Source organism: Alteromonas sp. 5E99-2, assembly GCF_017368475.1.
GTDB lineage: Bacteria > Pseudomonadota > Gammaproteobacteria > Enterobacterales > Alteromonadaceae > Alteromonas_F.
On record NZ_JAFNJE010000002.1, the window covers coordinates 261,079 to 275,852 of the forward strand.

The 14,774-nt window shown below is 40.9% G+C and carries 15 protein-coding genes; 10 read left to right on the top strand and 5 right to left on the bottom strand.

Translation table 11 applies throughout. From position 1 onward, the window contains the following. Positions 1 to 50: 50 nt before the first annotated feature. The gene (gene uxuA / locus J3L16_RS03285) at positions 51 to 1,226 is read right to left on the bottom strand and encodes a mannonate dehydratase (RefSeq protein WP_207611455.1); all 1,176 of its coding nucleotides are present in this window, start codon (positions 1,224 to 1,226) and stop codon (positions 51 to 53) included. Between the two features lie 138 nt (positions 1,227 to 1,364). On the opposite strand from uxuA, the gene J3L16_RS03290 reads away from it, so the two are divergent. Continuing rightward, positions 1,365 to 1,808, top strand: coding sequence for a hypothetical protein (locus tag J3L16_RS03290; protein WP_207611456.1), 444 nt, complete (start codon positions 1,365 to 1,367; stop codon positions 1,806 to 1,808). On the opposite strand, the gene J3L16_RS03295 is transcribed toward J3L16_RS03290, so the two are convergent. Continuing rightward, positions 1,792 to 3,216 (bottom strand): M20/M25/M40 family metallo-hydrolase, encoded by a 1,425-nt coding sequence (locus J3L16_RS03295; RefSeq protein ID WP_207611457.1) that lies wholly within the window; start codon positions 3,214 to 3,216, stop codon positions 1,792 to 1,794. The two genes, J3L16_RS03290 and J3L16_RS03295, sit on opposite strands and share 17 nt — an antisense overlap. A gap of 113 nt (positions 3,217 to 3,329) precedes the next feature. Continuing rightward, positions 3,330 to 3,779, bottom strand: a complete 450-nt coding sequence (gene azu, locus J3L16_RS03300; RefSeq protein WP_207611458.1) for an azurin — start codon at positions 3,777 to 3,779, stop codon at positions 3,330 to 3,332. Positions 3,780 to 3,922: 143 nt separating this feature from the next. On the opposite strand from azu, the gene J3L16_RS03305 reads away from it, so the two are divergent. From J3L16_RS03305 to J3L16_RS03340, 8 genes are all read left to right on the top strand, one after another. After that, the gene (locus J3L16_RS03305; RefSeq protein WP_207611459.1) at positions 3,923 to 5,230 is read left to right on the top strand and encodes a hypothetical protein; all 1,308 of its coding nucleotides are present in this window, start codon (positions 3,923 to 3,925) and stop codon (positions 5,228 to 5,230) included. 146 nt (positions 5,231 to 5,376) lie between these two features. Continuing rightward, positions 5,377 to 6,567 carry an acetate kinase gene (locus tag J3L16_RS03310; protein WP_207611460.1) on the top strand — a complete coding sequence of 397 codons (1,191 nt, stop codon included), beginning with the start codon at positions 5,377 to 5,379 and terminating at the stop codon, positions 6,565 to 6,567. Positions 6,568 to 6,570: 3 nt separating this feature from the next. Then, a complete protein-coding gene (gene pta / locus J3L16_RS03315) occupies positions 6,571 to 8,712 on the top strand; it encodes a phosphate acetyltransferase (protein WP_207611461.1) in 2,142 nt (713 codons plus the stop codon). 86 nt (positions 8,713 to 8,798) lie between these two features. Continuing rightward, positions 8,799 to 10,049, top strand: coding sequence for an alginate lyase family protein (locus J3L16_RS03320; RefSeq protein WP_207611462.1), 1,251 nt, complete (start codon positions 8,799 to 8,801; stop codon positions 10,047 to 10,049). A gap of 157 nt (positions 10,050 to 10,206) precedes the next feature. Further along, on the top strand, positions 10,207 to 10,365 hold the full coding sequence (locus J3L16_RS03325) for a hypothetical protein (protein ID WP_207611463.1): 159 nt from the start codon (positions 10,207 to 10,209) through the stop codon (positions 10,363 to 10,365). A gap of 129 nt (positions 10,366 to 10,494) precedes the next feature. Further along, complete coding sequence (locus tag J3L16_RS03330; protein ID WP_207611464.1) at positions 10,495 to 11,349, top strand: SPFH domain-containing protein; 855 nt, start codon at positions 10,495 to 10,497, stop codon at positions 11,347 to 11,349. Positions 11,350 to 11,377: 28 nt separating this feature from the next. Continuing rightward, complete coding sequence (locus J3L16_RS03335; protein WP_207611580.1) at positions 11,378 to 11,569, top strand: hypothetical protein; 192 nt, start codon at positions 11,378 to 11,380, stop codon at positions 11,567 to 11,569. A gap of 119 nt (positions 11,570 to 11,688) precedes the next feature. Then, entirely contained in the window at positions 11,689 to 12,678 is a 990-nt protein-coding gene (locus J3L16_RS03340) for a glycosyltransferase family A protein (protein WP_207611465.1), read from the top strand. A gap of 72 nt (positions 12,679 to 12,750) precedes the next feature. On the opposite strand, the gene J3L16_RS03345 is transcribed toward J3L16_RS03340, so the two are convergent. Then, positions 12,751 to 13,554 carry a hypothetical protein gene (locus tag J3L16_RS03345; protein ID WP_207611466.1) on the bottom strand — a complete coding sequence of 268 codons (804 nt, stop codon included), beginning with the start codon at positions 13,552 to 13,554 and terminating at the stop codon, positions 12,751 to 12,753. Positions 13,555 to 13,739: 185 nt separating this feature from the next. Here J3L16_RS03345 and J3L16_RS03350 point away from each other — a divergent pair, with 185 nt between their 5' ends. Continuing rightward, a complete protein-coding gene (locus J3L16_RS03350; RefSeq protein WP_207611467.1) occupies positions 13,740 to 14,213 on the top strand; it encodes an NYN domain-containing protein in 474 nt (157 codons plus the stop codon). A gap of 12 nt (positions 14,214 to 14,225) precedes the next feature. Here J3L16_RS03350 and J3L16_RS03355 read toward each other — a convergent pair whose 3' ends face one another. Continuing rightward, positions 14,226 to 14,594 (bottom strand): hypothetical protein, encoded by a 369-nt coding sequence (locus tag J3L16_RS03355; RefSeq protein ID WP_207611468.1) that lies wholly within the window; start codon positions 14,592 to 14,594, stop codon positions 14,226 to 14,228. Positions 14,595 to 14,774: the final 180 nt, after the last annotated feature.

Consider the following 14,774-nt stretch of genomic DNA (forward strand, 5'->3'; position numbering starts at 1 on the left):
AATTAATAAATACGTTAGAAGCGCAAGGCCATTGGTTTTGTGCTTCTATTCTATTGTGTACTGCGGATACTTTCTAAGGTATGGATAACACCGCGAAGTTCTGCCAACGATTTCATCCTACCTGCGTATGAGTAACCTGGGCGCACATCTGGCCGATCCATTTCTTCATCCATTAAATGCCCGTGATCTGGTCGCATAGGAATACTATGAGCTTTATCTCGAGCCCCTTCCTCGTCAAGTAACGCATTGATTAGCCCCAGCATATCGTTGTCGCCATCTAAGTGATCCGACTCATAAAATGAACCATCAGCTTCCCGCTTTACGTTGCGAAGGTGAACAAAGAAAATATTAGGTCCAAACGCTTTTACCATATCAACAAGGTCATTGTCTGCTCGCGCCCCGAAAGATCCAGCGCACAATGTAATACCATTTGACGCACTTTCAACAGCATTAATAATAGCTCTAGCATCATCTGCAGTAGATACAACTCTAGGTAATCCGAAAAGAGAAAAAGGAGGATCGTCGGGATGAATACACATTTTCACTCCCGCGGATTCAGCAGAAGGAATAACACCTTCAAGAAATTTAAACAAATGTTGACGGTAGTTTTCTGTGCCTATTGCAATAAACTGTGCAATCGCCGCTTTGATCCCTGCTCGATCATATGAACCTTCACCGCCCGGTAAACCTGCAATGATATTCTTTTCAAGTAACACACGCTCTTCATTTGATAATTCATCGAAACGTTGTTTGGCTGTCGCTAATTGCTCAGGGCTATAATCTTGCTCAGCATTATCTCGCGCTAGCATATATACGTCATAAGCAATGAAGTCTGTCATTTCAAATCGCAACGCTTGAGACGCATTTGGCATGGCATAACTTAAATTAGTTCGAGTCCAATCAACCACCGGCATAAAGTTGTAGCAAACGGTATCAACACCGGCTTTACCTAAGTTAACCAGTGTTTCTTTGTAGTTTTCAATGTACTTTTCATACTCACCCGTGCGGGTTTTAATATCATTGTGCAGAGGAACGCTTTCAACCACGGCCCAATTCATTCCTGCATCTTCAATCAGCGCTTTATGCTCTAAAATTTTATCTAGAGGCCATACGTCCCCTGTAGGGATTTCATACAAAGAAGAAACAACACCCGTCGCACCTGCTTGACGTATTTGTCGTAAAGAAATTGAATCGGTAGGGCCGAACCAGCGCCATGTTTCTTGCATTTTTTAATCCTCGCCTAATATTTCATTTACTTAATAGTAACAAACTATGTCGCTATTCTCATAACACATCTGTAACAATATGCTTTACGGTATTTATAGGTATAATTCTACTGATAATCGATTGAAAGAATCATAATAATGAAAGACACTCAAACAGCTTCACTCCCCATTATTACCATCAACTCTAATTTTCACTCAGTATTCAAGACATTCGAGCTACCATTAGATGACATGAATGGTATGTTTATCTCAAATCGCCAAAACGCACTCAACTTTAGACACAGAAAAAGTAAGCCGGGCTATCAAAGTGACTGGCACGTTGCTGGCGACCCGACATTATTACTGATTCAACAAGGCTGTCTTGAAATTACGTTACGTAGTGGTGAAAGCAAGTTGTTCAATGCGGGGGAGCAATTTATTGCGGCAGACTTTTTACCCGACGGGGTAAATTTTGGCACTAGCCATGGGCACAGCGCAAGAGTCGTCGGAAAGACTTCCTTGCAAGCTGTACACATTAAATTATCGAATAACCCTCAAAGCTGGCTCGAAGAAAATAGCGCCTTCCTTACGGTGCAGGCCTAGGATCAAATGACGTATTGGCCAAATATGCCGTTACAATAGACCAGACTAATTGGTTTTGACGAATATCTTCAGGGTGTATTTTATCCAACGTATCATTGGGCGTATGGTGATAGTCGAAATAGTAGGTACCGTCTTGTTTCAACGCAAACACCGGCACTCCTAAAGCGGGTAATACTGACACATCAGGCCCACCACCGCTTTGATTGTTACCGTATTCAACACCTAATTCGGCTAGCGCTTGATACAACACCCCTGCACTTTTTTGCACTACTGGATTAAATCGCGTATCAAATTGATATATTTTGCCAGCACCAAAATCAGATTCAGCGGCCGCAATAATATTCTCTAAACTGCTTTTGTTCGCGCTTACATATTGTCTAGCGCCGACAAGGCCAATTTCTTCTGCGGCATAAAGTACAACCCGAATAGTGCGTTTAGGTTGACCTAAAGTGTCTTTAATTGTTTTAGCCGCAGCGGTCACTATGCCCACTCCAGCACCGTCGTCAATTGCACCTGTACCTTCGTCCCAGGAATCCAAATGCGCAGAAATAAGCACAACTTCATCAGGGTGCTCAGATCCAGTAATTTCGCCAATAACATTGTAAGACGTTTGCCATCCGGCATCTTTTGCCTGCATATCTACATCAATGATCACCTTTTTATTTTCAGCAAACATGGCTTCTAAAGTATCGGCATCAGCGGTTGAAATAGCCCCAGCTGGAATTTTACGTACGCTATCGTCATAGCGCATAAGCCCGGTATGAGCAAAACGAGAGTTGTCGGTACCTACAGAGCGAATAATCACGGCTTTCGCACCTAACTTAGCGGCTTCTATAGCCCCGTTTACACGGTTTGGTACTACTTTTCCGTAAAACTTTCCTTCACGGTTGCGCTGCATTCGGGTATTTAAAAATACAATTTTACCTTCAACCTCAGCTTTAGTACTGGCAGACAGTGCCTCTAATGAAGGAAACATCACCACAGCTTCTTGAATTCCGCCTTCAGGCGTAGCTATAGACCCACCTAGAGCAGTAATTACTAGCTTTTGCTCAAAAGGTAAAACAACACGGGCATCAGCGAAACCACGCTCCCAATTACGCACTTTAACCGGTTGCTTGTAAACTTTATCAAATCCCATCTCACTCAACATAGCTTCAGCCCAAGCCACAGCTTTTTTGTCGCCACTAGAACCAGCGATACGAGGCCCAACTTCCACCGTTAGCGATTTGACAATATCGTATGCAAGTTGACTGTTTTGATTCGCTTCTTTCAACTTCACCACATCAGTATCGAATGTAGAGGGGTGCTGATGGTCATTGTGCCATGCATAACTAACAGTGGAATACAGACAACACAGCGAAAATAAAGGCACACCGATAGTGCGAATAGAAGGCAAACTGAATAACATGATGAAAAGTAACCTCAATTTAAGAAACGTTTTGATGTTGCGTAAACATAATCGATTCGCCCTGCAAAACCAAGTTTTGAATAAAAATTGAGGTCTATACATTCACAGAATAGCTAGGCGCTTACGTTAAATTTCCCATTCATAGAAAAGTAGTGCCCAACGAAGGAACAGAAAAACGTATAATCGCCACCGGCTTCTAATTCTGCTGTATTGAATTCTACAGATGCCGACTCTCCACCACCAACAACTGAAGTATTAGCGATAATGCGCTGATCACCTTTTTGCAGGTAGTTATTTTCCAGACCTTCAGACCAACCCGTTTGTGCCACGTTCTGTGCATCTGCTGTTTTCGATAACACCCAGTTGTGACCCATTGCAGCCTTGGGAATTTTCCCCGAATGAGTCAGTTTAATTGTTAGTGTTGAACAGGCAGATTTTGAAACATTAATAGACGAAGGGGTAAACGCCATAACATCGCCTACAGTAACATCAATAGCGCATTCATCAGCATAAGCAGTACTTAGCCCCACCAATACCAAAAACAGTGCTGTTATCTTTCTCATCGAAATTTCCTCTAAAAATACTTTTTTTAACCATAAAATTCTATTAGCCGATAATACAGAACGGTTTAGTGCATAACTAGTTGCAAAGTTAGTGGTCGGATCTGCTAAACTTAACGTATTAATAACAACTATAGGTGTATTTTATGTCTTTCGTGCGTAATTTTTTATTTGGTATAATCATTATGCTCGCGGTTGTGTTTACCGCTGCACAACTTGTAGCAATAAATGCACTTGATACGTTAATTGAAGAAGAACAACAACAAGACTCAAATACATCATCTTGGTTTTCCAAGTTAGATAATCTCTCTGAATTCACACAGCCAAACCCGATAGAAGTGGTATTTGTTGGCAACAATTGGCAAGGTACTATTACTGTTATTGCCCTCGACGGTTACAAAAAACTAGGCGTTATAAATGGTATTCCCGATAAACTTGAACGGTTAAAGCAGGTTCGCAACCAGTTTTTAGGTAGAATTTTATACTACGGTATTCGCAAGTTAGTTGGTGAAGGTCACGACCAATTTGTGGATGACATGTATAGCTCCATAGACGGAACAAAACTCATTGTTTCTCGTCCAAGTTTTGCCGATGTAGTTGCTATAGATACACTCTCTGGCGAAATAATTTGGCGTTTTGAAGTAGCTGGCTTTCGCTCAGATCATATGGCTATGTCTCCTGACGGCAAGCATGTAGCAGTGTCAGCATCAACAGGAGATCTTGTACACATCATTGATGTAGAAACGGGTAAAGAACACGGCCAATTTCCAAGTGGTGACTCCCCCCACGAAAATATTTATTCTAAAGACGGAAAGCACATTTTTCACGCCAGTATTGGCAATGTATTTTCACCTTTTGATTTTGATAGTGGTGGTTTGTTAAAAGGCAAACGCGTAGTACAAGTTGTTGAAACTGATACCTACACCATTACCGAACAGTTTGATATGCGTGACAAGTTAGACGACTTTGGTTTACCAGAAGTCAGCCCATCTGTTAGACCTATGACTCACACCAGTGGTGAAGATTATTTTTATTTTCAACTTTCATTCCTACACGGGTTTGTTGAGTATCACATGCCGAGTGGCAAAATTACCCGGAAAGTCGATTTGCCCAAAATCACCACACTTCCTAGAACACAATACGTAAACGATTCAGCTCATCACGGTATCGCTATTAGTGCTGACGACCAAACTTTATGTGTTGCCGGTACAATGGACAATTACGTCGCTATTGTAGATATTGCATCGGAAAACTACACCATACTTGATGATTTAGGCAAAAAGCCCTATTGGGTTGTTACTGACAAAACGGGAGAGCATTGCTTTGTATCCTGGAGTGAAACCGACCAAGTTTCAGTTATCAATTACGCAACAGCTTCTGAAGTTGTAAGAATTGACGTTGGTGATCATCCTCAGCGAGTTAGACAAGGAGTGCTAATATCACCGCACAACTAGCTGTATTAACATTTAATTTACTTGAAAAGTCTTTTCTCACAAGTTTTTTTTGCGTGGGATTGGACCAGTTTATGTGTATTATTGTTGAGGTGAACTAAGCTTATTATTACACACATTTTTCAATCCCTTACTGACGGAAAATAGCAATGAATCAAAATGTAATCGTTCTTAACTGCGGCAGCTCATCAGTTAAGTTTGCGATTGTTGACGCGCAATCTGGGCACGCTAATTTAACAGGCCTTGCTGAAAACATGGGCAGTCATGATGCCCGATTAAGTTATAAAGTTGCTGGCGAAAAACATGCCCTTTCTCTTCCTTCTGGTGCATCTCATCAAGTCGCACTGGCCGAAATTCAGCGTATTATCAAAGCGCAGCCTGGTGAGCCTATAGGTGTTGGTCATCGTGTGGTTCATGGTGGTGAAAAATTCAAAGAAGCCGTCGTGATTACTCAGGAAGTCAAACAAGCTATCGCTCATCATGCGATTATGGCGCCACTGCACAACCCAGCGAATTTAATGGGAATAGAATCAGCAGAACAAGCCTTTCCTGGACTCACTCACGTTGCGGTATTTGATACTGCTTTTTTCCAGACCATGCCTGAACATGCGTATCTTTATGCCTTACCGAAATCACTGTATCGCGATCACGGTATTCGCCGTTATGGTTTTCATGGTACGAGCCACCAATACGTGTCTGAAGTAGCCAGTGATACACTAAATATCCCATATGAGAATATCAATTTGATCACTGCTCATTTGGGTAATGGTTGCAGTGTTGCAGCCATTAAACAAGGCCAAGCAATTGATACAAGCCTAGGCTTCACGCCTTTAGAAGGCTTAGTCATGGGGACCCGTTGTGGTGACATCGATCCTAGCTTGCCAAGTATCCTGAGCAAGCAACTTAACAAAAGCATGGATGAAATTGATTCCATGCTGAATAAGGCGTCTGGATTATTAGGTATATCCGAAGACAGTAACGACTGTCGAACATTAGAAGAAGCCGCCCTTGAAGGTGACGCCAATGCTCAATTAGCACTACAGATGTTTTGTTACCGCTTAGCGAAATACATTGGTTCGTACCTGGTTGTCGCAGGTCCTATTGATGGCTTAGTCTTTACTGGTGGTATAGGTGAAAACTCCTCTTATATTCGCACCACAACCCTAGCTATGCTTGCTCATTTAGGTTTTACCTTAGATGAAAATAAAAACCTTGATGCGCGCTTTGGTAATTCAGGTAATATTTCAGCTGAAGGTACACCAATTTTAGTGATACCCACCAATGAAGAGTGGATGATTGCCAAAGATACTCAACGCCTAACTAGTTCTACTGGAGCCTAATTTATGTCTAATCGAATTATGCTAATTCCAGTTGGCAGTGGTGTTGGTCTGACATCTGTAAGTTTAGGTTTAGTAAGGGCAATGGAACAACGCGCGGTTAACGTGCAATTTTTTAAGCCCGTCGCTCAACCTAGACTTGGAGACACGGGGCCAGAAAAATCATCTGTGATTATTCGCCAATATACGAACGTCGATCCTGCTGAACCTTTTTCTAGCAACCATGCTGAAAAAATGATTGGCGAAGACAATATGGATACTTTATTGGAAGAGATAGTTGCTCGGTATGAGCAGCATTATTCTTCTGATGCGGTCTCTGTTATTGAAGGGCTAGTGTCCACTCGTCGTTATCCTTATGCAGTGCGCTTAAACTATGCAGTAGCCAGAGCGTTGGATGCGCAAATTGTATTTGTTAGCATGCCTCGCACCGATAGCCTAGATGAGCTGAATCACAAATTAGAAATTGCCGTAGACAGTTATGGCGGTCATAAAAGTAAGCGCTTACTAGGTTGTATATTTAACAAAGTTGGTGCGCCGTTAGGCAGAGATGGCCGAATTCACACCGAAATAGATGGCAGCGTGTCTCAACAAGATGTTCAAAACATTAAAGAACAACTTCCTACATTACCTATTTTTAAGAAATCTTTTGCCTTTCTTGGTGCCGTGCATTGGGATATTGAATTGGTTGCTCCAAGAGTCATTGATATTACCAACCACATGGGCGCAGAGTTCATTAACAAGGGCGACGCTGAATACAGACGATTACGCAGTGTGTCATTATGTGCCCGAGAAATAAATAATATGACTCACGTGCTTCAACCCGGCGCGTTATTGGTGATGTCTGGCGACCGTAACGACGTATTTATTGCAGCGTGCTTAGCCGCATTAAACGGGACAAAAATTGGTGCAATACTGCTAACCGGTGGTTATAAGCCGTCAGAAAATGTGATGACACTTTGTCACCAAGCAATGGACAGTGGTTTACCTGTTATGTTGGTGAAAGAAAGTACTTGGCAAACGTCTCAACTCTTGTCTTCGTTTAACCCCGAAGTCCCTGTTGACGATCAACAACGCATCGAAAAAGTCATGTCTCATACGGCCGATTGTATTGACGTTGAGTGGGTAAGATCCCTTGCTAATAACGCCAGTAGAGTGAACAAGTTATCACCACCGGCATTCCGCCACTTCTTAATCAAAAAAGCACGGGAAGCCAATAAACGCATTGTTCTTCCTGAAGGCAATGAACCCCGTACCATTAAAGCAGCTGCTATCTGTGCCCGAAGAGGCCTAGCCAAAACGGTTTTACTGGGTGATGAACAAGAAATACAACGTATTGCCGAGCAACAGGGCTTCGAATTGCCTGAAGGTATTGAAATTGTTTCTCCTGACGCCGTACGTGCAAATTATATCAAGCCACTAGTAGAGCTTCGCAAGCACAAAGGTATGACCGAACCTATGGCCGAAGAAGTGCTTCATGACGACACTACACTCGCTACTATGATGCTTCAACAAGGTGATGTCGATGGCTTAGTGTCAGGTGCTGTAAATACGACAGCCAATACTATTAGGCCAGCATTACAGCTAGTTAAAACCGCCCCTGATGCAAAACTGGTTTCATCTATCTTCTTTATGTTGTTGCCTGATCAAGTGCTGGTTTATGGTGACTGTGCAATTAACCCAGACCCCAATGCTGAGCAACTGGCAGATATCGCGATTCAGTCAGCTGACTCGGCGGCAATGTTTGGAATTGAGCCCAAAGTTGCCATGATAAGTTATAGTACAGGTGATTCTGGCGCAGGCTCAGATGTTGAAAAAGTGCGAGAAGCCACAGCTATCGCACAACAGCGACGTCCTGATTTACTGCTTGATGGCCCAATGCAATACGACGCTGCGGTTATTGAAAGTGTGGCCAAGAAAAAAGCCCCCAATAGCCCAGTTGCAGGACAAGCCAATGTATTTATTTTCCCAGACTTAAATACTGGAAATACAACTTATAAAGCGGTGCAACGTAGCTTTAATCTCATTTGTATTGGTCCTATGTTGCAAGGCATGAACAAACCCATTAACGACTTAAGCCGCGGCGCTTTAGTTGACGATATCGTGTTCACAATCGCCTTAACCGCCATTCAAGCTGCTAACGGCGCTTAAATTTAGGTTTGGTTGAATATATAAAGCTTATGCTCCGGTCTTGTACCGGGCATGAGTTTTATTTCATATTTACTGGAACCTATTTAATGTTGATTCGTAACAGCTCTATTGCCATTTTTCTCTTTCTTTTGATCGTACCCAATGCATTTGCCAAATTCGTTGTCGTAAACGAAACTAGGCTTGCAGAGGTGAAAACACGTTTACAAACCAATACGGCTCCAGAACCGTTAATGGAAGCCTACTCTTTACTTATCGAGCATGCAGACACATTGTTAACAGGTCCCAATTATTCCGTTATCAATAAAAAAATATCGCCGCCATCAAACGACCCTCATGATTATTTAAGTATTAGCCGCTATTGGTGGCCAGATGAATCAAAACCTGATGGTTTACCTTGGGTTCGCAAAGACGGCATAACAAACCCTGATACGCAAACAGACCACGTAGACAGAAAGCGATTAGGGGCAATGACCCACGCAGTTAGGACGTTATCTCTGGCGTATTATTTATCGGGAAATGAACACTATGCAGAAAAGGCTGAAACCTTAATTCGCACCTGGTTTTTGGATAAAAAAACCAAAATGAATCCCCACTTGAGTTATGCGCAAAGCGTACCTGGCAATGACAAGTTACGTCGTTCAGGCATTTTAGATGGCCGACTCATTTCACTGCATATATTAGACAGTATTGAAATGATTTCTACATCAAGCCACTGGAGCAAGAAAAACAACAAGGCAATGAATCGTTGGTTGAAAGATTATCTAAAGTGGCTAAACAAAAGCAAACTTGGTACATCTGGTGCAAAGCAAACCAACAATCATGGCGCATGGTATTTCTTTCAGGTTTCGGCAATCGCTTGGTATTTAGATGATACGAGTACGCTAAAAAGTGCACATGAAAAAACCCAGAAGCTGATTCAAAAACAGTTTGATGAAAACGGAGCTCAACATCATGAGCTCGACCGCACCCGCCCCTACTTTTACAGTAATTTCAATTTGCAGGCACTCACAAGTATCGCCATTGTTGATGCAAAAGCAGATCTTCCCCTTTGGTCTTACCCTTCAATACAAAGCAGCACGTTGAGCAAAGGCGTAGAGTTTTTAATTCCACCCGCATTAGGGCAACCGTGGACATATTCATCGAAGCCAATAGACAAGAATGATCTCCTACTCGTGCTATCTCGATATTTAAAAAACGTAGAGCTAGCTGCCGATAAACGAATTGAATATCAAAAAATAATAAATCAAGGTGTTGAAAAGGTATCAACACAGCAAAAAAAGAAAGGGCCTAGCCAGATTCAATATCAATTATTGTCTGGAGAAATATTCATTCAGTAATTGCGATATAATGTATTTTTACAATTTTTTAATCGTTTTTTTGTTTCAAACTTGAAGAAGACAATAAATAATACATACTCTTTTAATCCGAGTTGTATTTTTTTCTAACTTGGCCGTTTGAAAAGTAATTGAAGTAGATGTAATGGGTAAAATGGATATGAATCAAGAAGCACCTAAAGAGAATTTCGTAATAGAGCAACTAGATGAAGCTTTAGAAGAAAGACAAAACCCCGATCGCAGACAAATCATCATTGATGAAGAAGAGTTAGGTCAGCCCGATCGAAGAAAATCAGATCGACGCACTGAAAGTAAATAAAATTACCACGCGTTTACCAAAAAGCAGCTCTTATGAGCTGCTTTTTTCTTTTAAAAAGAAAAATACTCTTGCCAATTCTCTGTGCAACAACTAAAGTGATGTCAAAATGATATCACTTTGGAGCATTTGATGATCACAGAAAAGAAAGGTTTTTCAATTAACGGTTATATCGCCGCTTTATTACTCCCGTTAATGCACTTCGGTTTATTTTTACTTTTTGCCAGTCAGATTGTGCTTCTCCAAGTTATTGCAGTCATTGGCACCCTGCTTACTGCGCTTTCTTGGCTTGGCTTTTTTATGGTGCAGCCAAACCAAGGCAAAGTAATGACGCTATTTGGCAGCTACGTGGGTACGGTAAAAACAAATGGATTACGTTGGACTATTCCATTTTTTATACGCAAAACACTTTCAATGCGCGTAAGAAACTTTGAAAGCTCGCAAATTAAAGTGAACGATAAATTGGGTAATCCCATTGAAATAGCGGCTATTGTTGTTTGGTCAGTGACGGATACTGCTGAGGCTGTATTTGAAGTAGAAGATTACGAAAATTACGTTACCATTCAAAGTGAGTCTGCCCTTAGAAACTTAGCCAGTAGTTACGCTTACGATCCTCAAGATACCAATGAAATTTCATTACTTAGCCACCCGAGCGAAATAGCAAGTCAACTGAAAATAGAAATACAGGAACGACTCGGACAAGCAGGTGTAACCGTTCAAGAAGCAAGAATTAGCCATTTAGCTTACGCCCAAGAAATCGCTAGTGCCATGTTACAGCGCCAACAAGCTACTGCAATTATTGCTGCTCGTAGTAAAATAGTAGAAGGTGCTGTAGGCATGGTTGAAATGGCCTTAGAGCGACTAAAAGAGCAAAACGTGGTTGAATTAGATGAAGAACGCAAAGCGGCGATGGTCAGTAATTTGCTAGTGGTTCTCTGCGGTGACAAAGCAACGCAACCTGTAGTCAATACCGGAACGATTTATTGATGACTTCCAACTTATTAATAGTGAATTAATTGTGGCAAAAAAAGCCTATCCATTAAGAATAAGTCCAGATGTTCTGGCGGCGATGCAGCGTTGGTCCGACGATGAGTTACGCAGTTTAAACGCGCAAATTGAATATGTGCTTAGAGACGCATTGGTAAAAAGTGGCCGAGTAAAAATAGTCCAAAAGGTAACTACAGAAGTGCAGGATATAGAAGAATAATTCTGCACTTCATGTTTTATAACAATGAAATACGTTACTATATTTGTAGTCCTTAAATTTAGCATTTTTGCGTATTCATATATCAAGCACGCAAACAGACCTAACGTAATGAGCAAAGTATGACGAACAAATTAGTCAGTATTGTCTTACCTACCTACAATCGAGCAGCCTTCCTAGAAGACGCGTTTAATTCTATTTCGACGCAACAGTATGCGCACTGGGAATTGATCATTGTAGATGATGGCAGTACAGACAACACGTCTGACATTGTTGCTGCCTTTGAGCAACGAACAGCTAACAAAGTGACCTATATAAAGCAGGAAAACCAAGGGCCCGCAGTCGCTAGGAACACTGGAATTGCCGTTGCTACCGGTGAGTTTATTGCGTTTTATGACAGTGACGATATTTGGCTGCCTCATCATTTACAACAATCTGTACATATTTTAGAAGAACACAAAGATGTCAGCTGGGTTTATGGCGCTTGCCAAAGGCAAATAAAAGAAACCAGCGAAGTCATTCAAGAAAGCACGTTTTATTCCGACGGAAAACCTAATCTTCTGTTTAACCTAAAGACAAAGACAACGGGCAAGCTGCATATCATTGACGATACACATGCTGCGCTGTTGCAAATTACTGACGGCATAGACAGTGGTTTACAAAATTCAGTTTTAAAAAGAGAAATATTCGATGTTATTTCCATTCCTGAATTTCGTATTGGGGAAGACCGCCTCTTTATTGCTATGGCCTTAAAAAGTGGTTTTACCTTGGCATTTCACGACGACATTCATGTTCTTTACATGGTACATGGCGGCAATATTAGTGACACCAATAGCAAAGAAGAAAATATTCAAAAGCGTATAAACGTAACTCAGCAGCTCATCGACTGTTATGAGAAAACCCCAGACTACATCAAAAATTTAAACCGCGCAGAATTAACCGCGATTAAACATAAGCTAGCATCGGAATATTTTTGGATAATGGGCTATGCGTTACAGTGGCAAAATGGTTATAAAGACGATGCAATTCAATCTTTCAAAAAAGGCATAAGTTATCGACCTTTCCATTGGAAATTTTGGAAAACGTATTTAGTGTCGATACTGAAAAAATAATCTAGAGATAAACGGCAACACAGTAGTAGTGTTGCCTTCTACACAGAAAAGCAACCCCCAAAGGTCAACAAACTAGGCCTGTTTTTTATTTCTATACAAAACGATTGATAAAAATAACAAGACCAAAGGCAAAGGCCATTTCAAGGCGTAGCTTACTTTTTCGAAGTAATACTTTTTGGTGATAAAATGCTTTACTCCTTCCCATACTTGGTACTCCGACTGAAACATTTTTTCAAAAAAGAGCCTGTCGCCCTCGGTGTAACCCTTATCAGTGTATAGCTGTGCAATTGATTGATAATGATTTCCCGTAACTTCTTTTTCAAAAGGAATAGCAACACCAAAATCTGCATCAAGTAAAACACGTTGTTTACTTGAAAATGATGCTTCAACTAATACATGTCCTGGGTAGGTCAAAATAGTATTATCGATACCATTGTTATTTAGTACTTGCGATAAAATCATCGATGCATCACCGCATATACCAATCCCTCTTTGTAAACTGCGTTGATAATCCGCAAAGTGATATCGATTAAACTCAGGAATAGTGGTGAATTTTCCCATCAAATACAAAAAATAATTTTCCCAAATGGGTACTAATTGGTTGAATTTTTCTGGTTGAAATCGTTCCCAATGAATATGGGCTAGTCCTTTTGAAATCAAGGTCGTGGCGCGATAAGCAAATTCAATATCGGTTTCATCAGATTTCATGTTTAGCTGTGACATAACCCTTTCAAAGGGTAGTGCGTGGTCGTTAACGAAACGCAAGTCTTCATCCGTTATTTTTGCAGGTCGAATGTCTTGCGTTAACCCATACAAATTTACAGTTAATAAACTGAAACCAAAAACAAACAAAAAAACAGATAAAAACGTCTTCAAATTAAACAGCTCCGCGCTAGGATTTAATGACTTTCAAGTCATTCATACTATCAATAAACATAGAGACGCTAAAGACCATTCGGTTAAGTTAACAATTCCATGGTATGACTGCGAAACAATCAGCCAGCACCTATGATAGAAATCAGTGATAGAATGTGAGCGGACACTCCACTTAGGCCAATCCTATGAAGAAAATAGCAATATTTGCAGATGTGCAAAATATCTATTATACAACAAGAGACACCTACCAGCGCTCATTCAATTACCGCGCTTTTATTGAACGTTTAAAAGAAACCTACACCATTGAATATGCCTACGCTTATGCAATAGACAAAGGCGATAGCCAGCAAATTAAATTTCAAAATGCATTGCGTCATATTGGATTTGAAGTGAAACTGAAACCCTTTATTCAACGGCAAGATGGAACCGCTAAGGGAGATTGGGACGTTGGTATTACAATAGATATGCTAGATAAGGCCCCTGACGTTGACGAAGTATTGTTGTTATCTGGAGATGGTGATTTTTCAATTCTATTAGACACAGTAAATAAAAAATATGGCTGCAGAACGTCTGTATACGGGGTACTGAATTTAACCTCAAACACACTCATTAATAGCGCTTCTGAATTTGTAGAAATAGATCCTAAGTGGCTGTTGTAAAAACAAATAAATTTACTTACCCGCAAGGAGTGTGACAAGGCTCACTAAAATGATTACTGCAAGTAAAAACAAATTAAATCCAAAATCGTCGTTTTTTCGACGCGAACGTCTTGCTCTTGCTACAATTGAGACTAGCGTTAGCCCAAGAGATGCTTGCAGCAGAACGATTAGCGCATCGAAATATTCCTGCTTCCACGTTTCTCGTACGGAAACGCCTAAGTATTTATAGAAACCTGCCGACAATTCCGGTCGCCCATAGTGATAAAGCCACAAAGCAACGATCATCAATCCCCAAACTAGTAGGTTTATCCCTACTACCATTTTAAAAAATAAATCTTCACTACGAGGCTGCTTGCGTCGATCTTCACTAATATTCGTCATGCTCTACACATTGTTGGAAAATTACTGACATAAATATGCCAATCGCCGTATAAGCTTACTTTAGGCGCACTGTTGTTGAGTTTAGGCTAAAACCCATGATTTTTCACCTTTCTCGTTATTTCCTTTTGTCTTCACCCAAAGTTTCAATTATTACAATTTCATCCCACTTGTAACTAACCA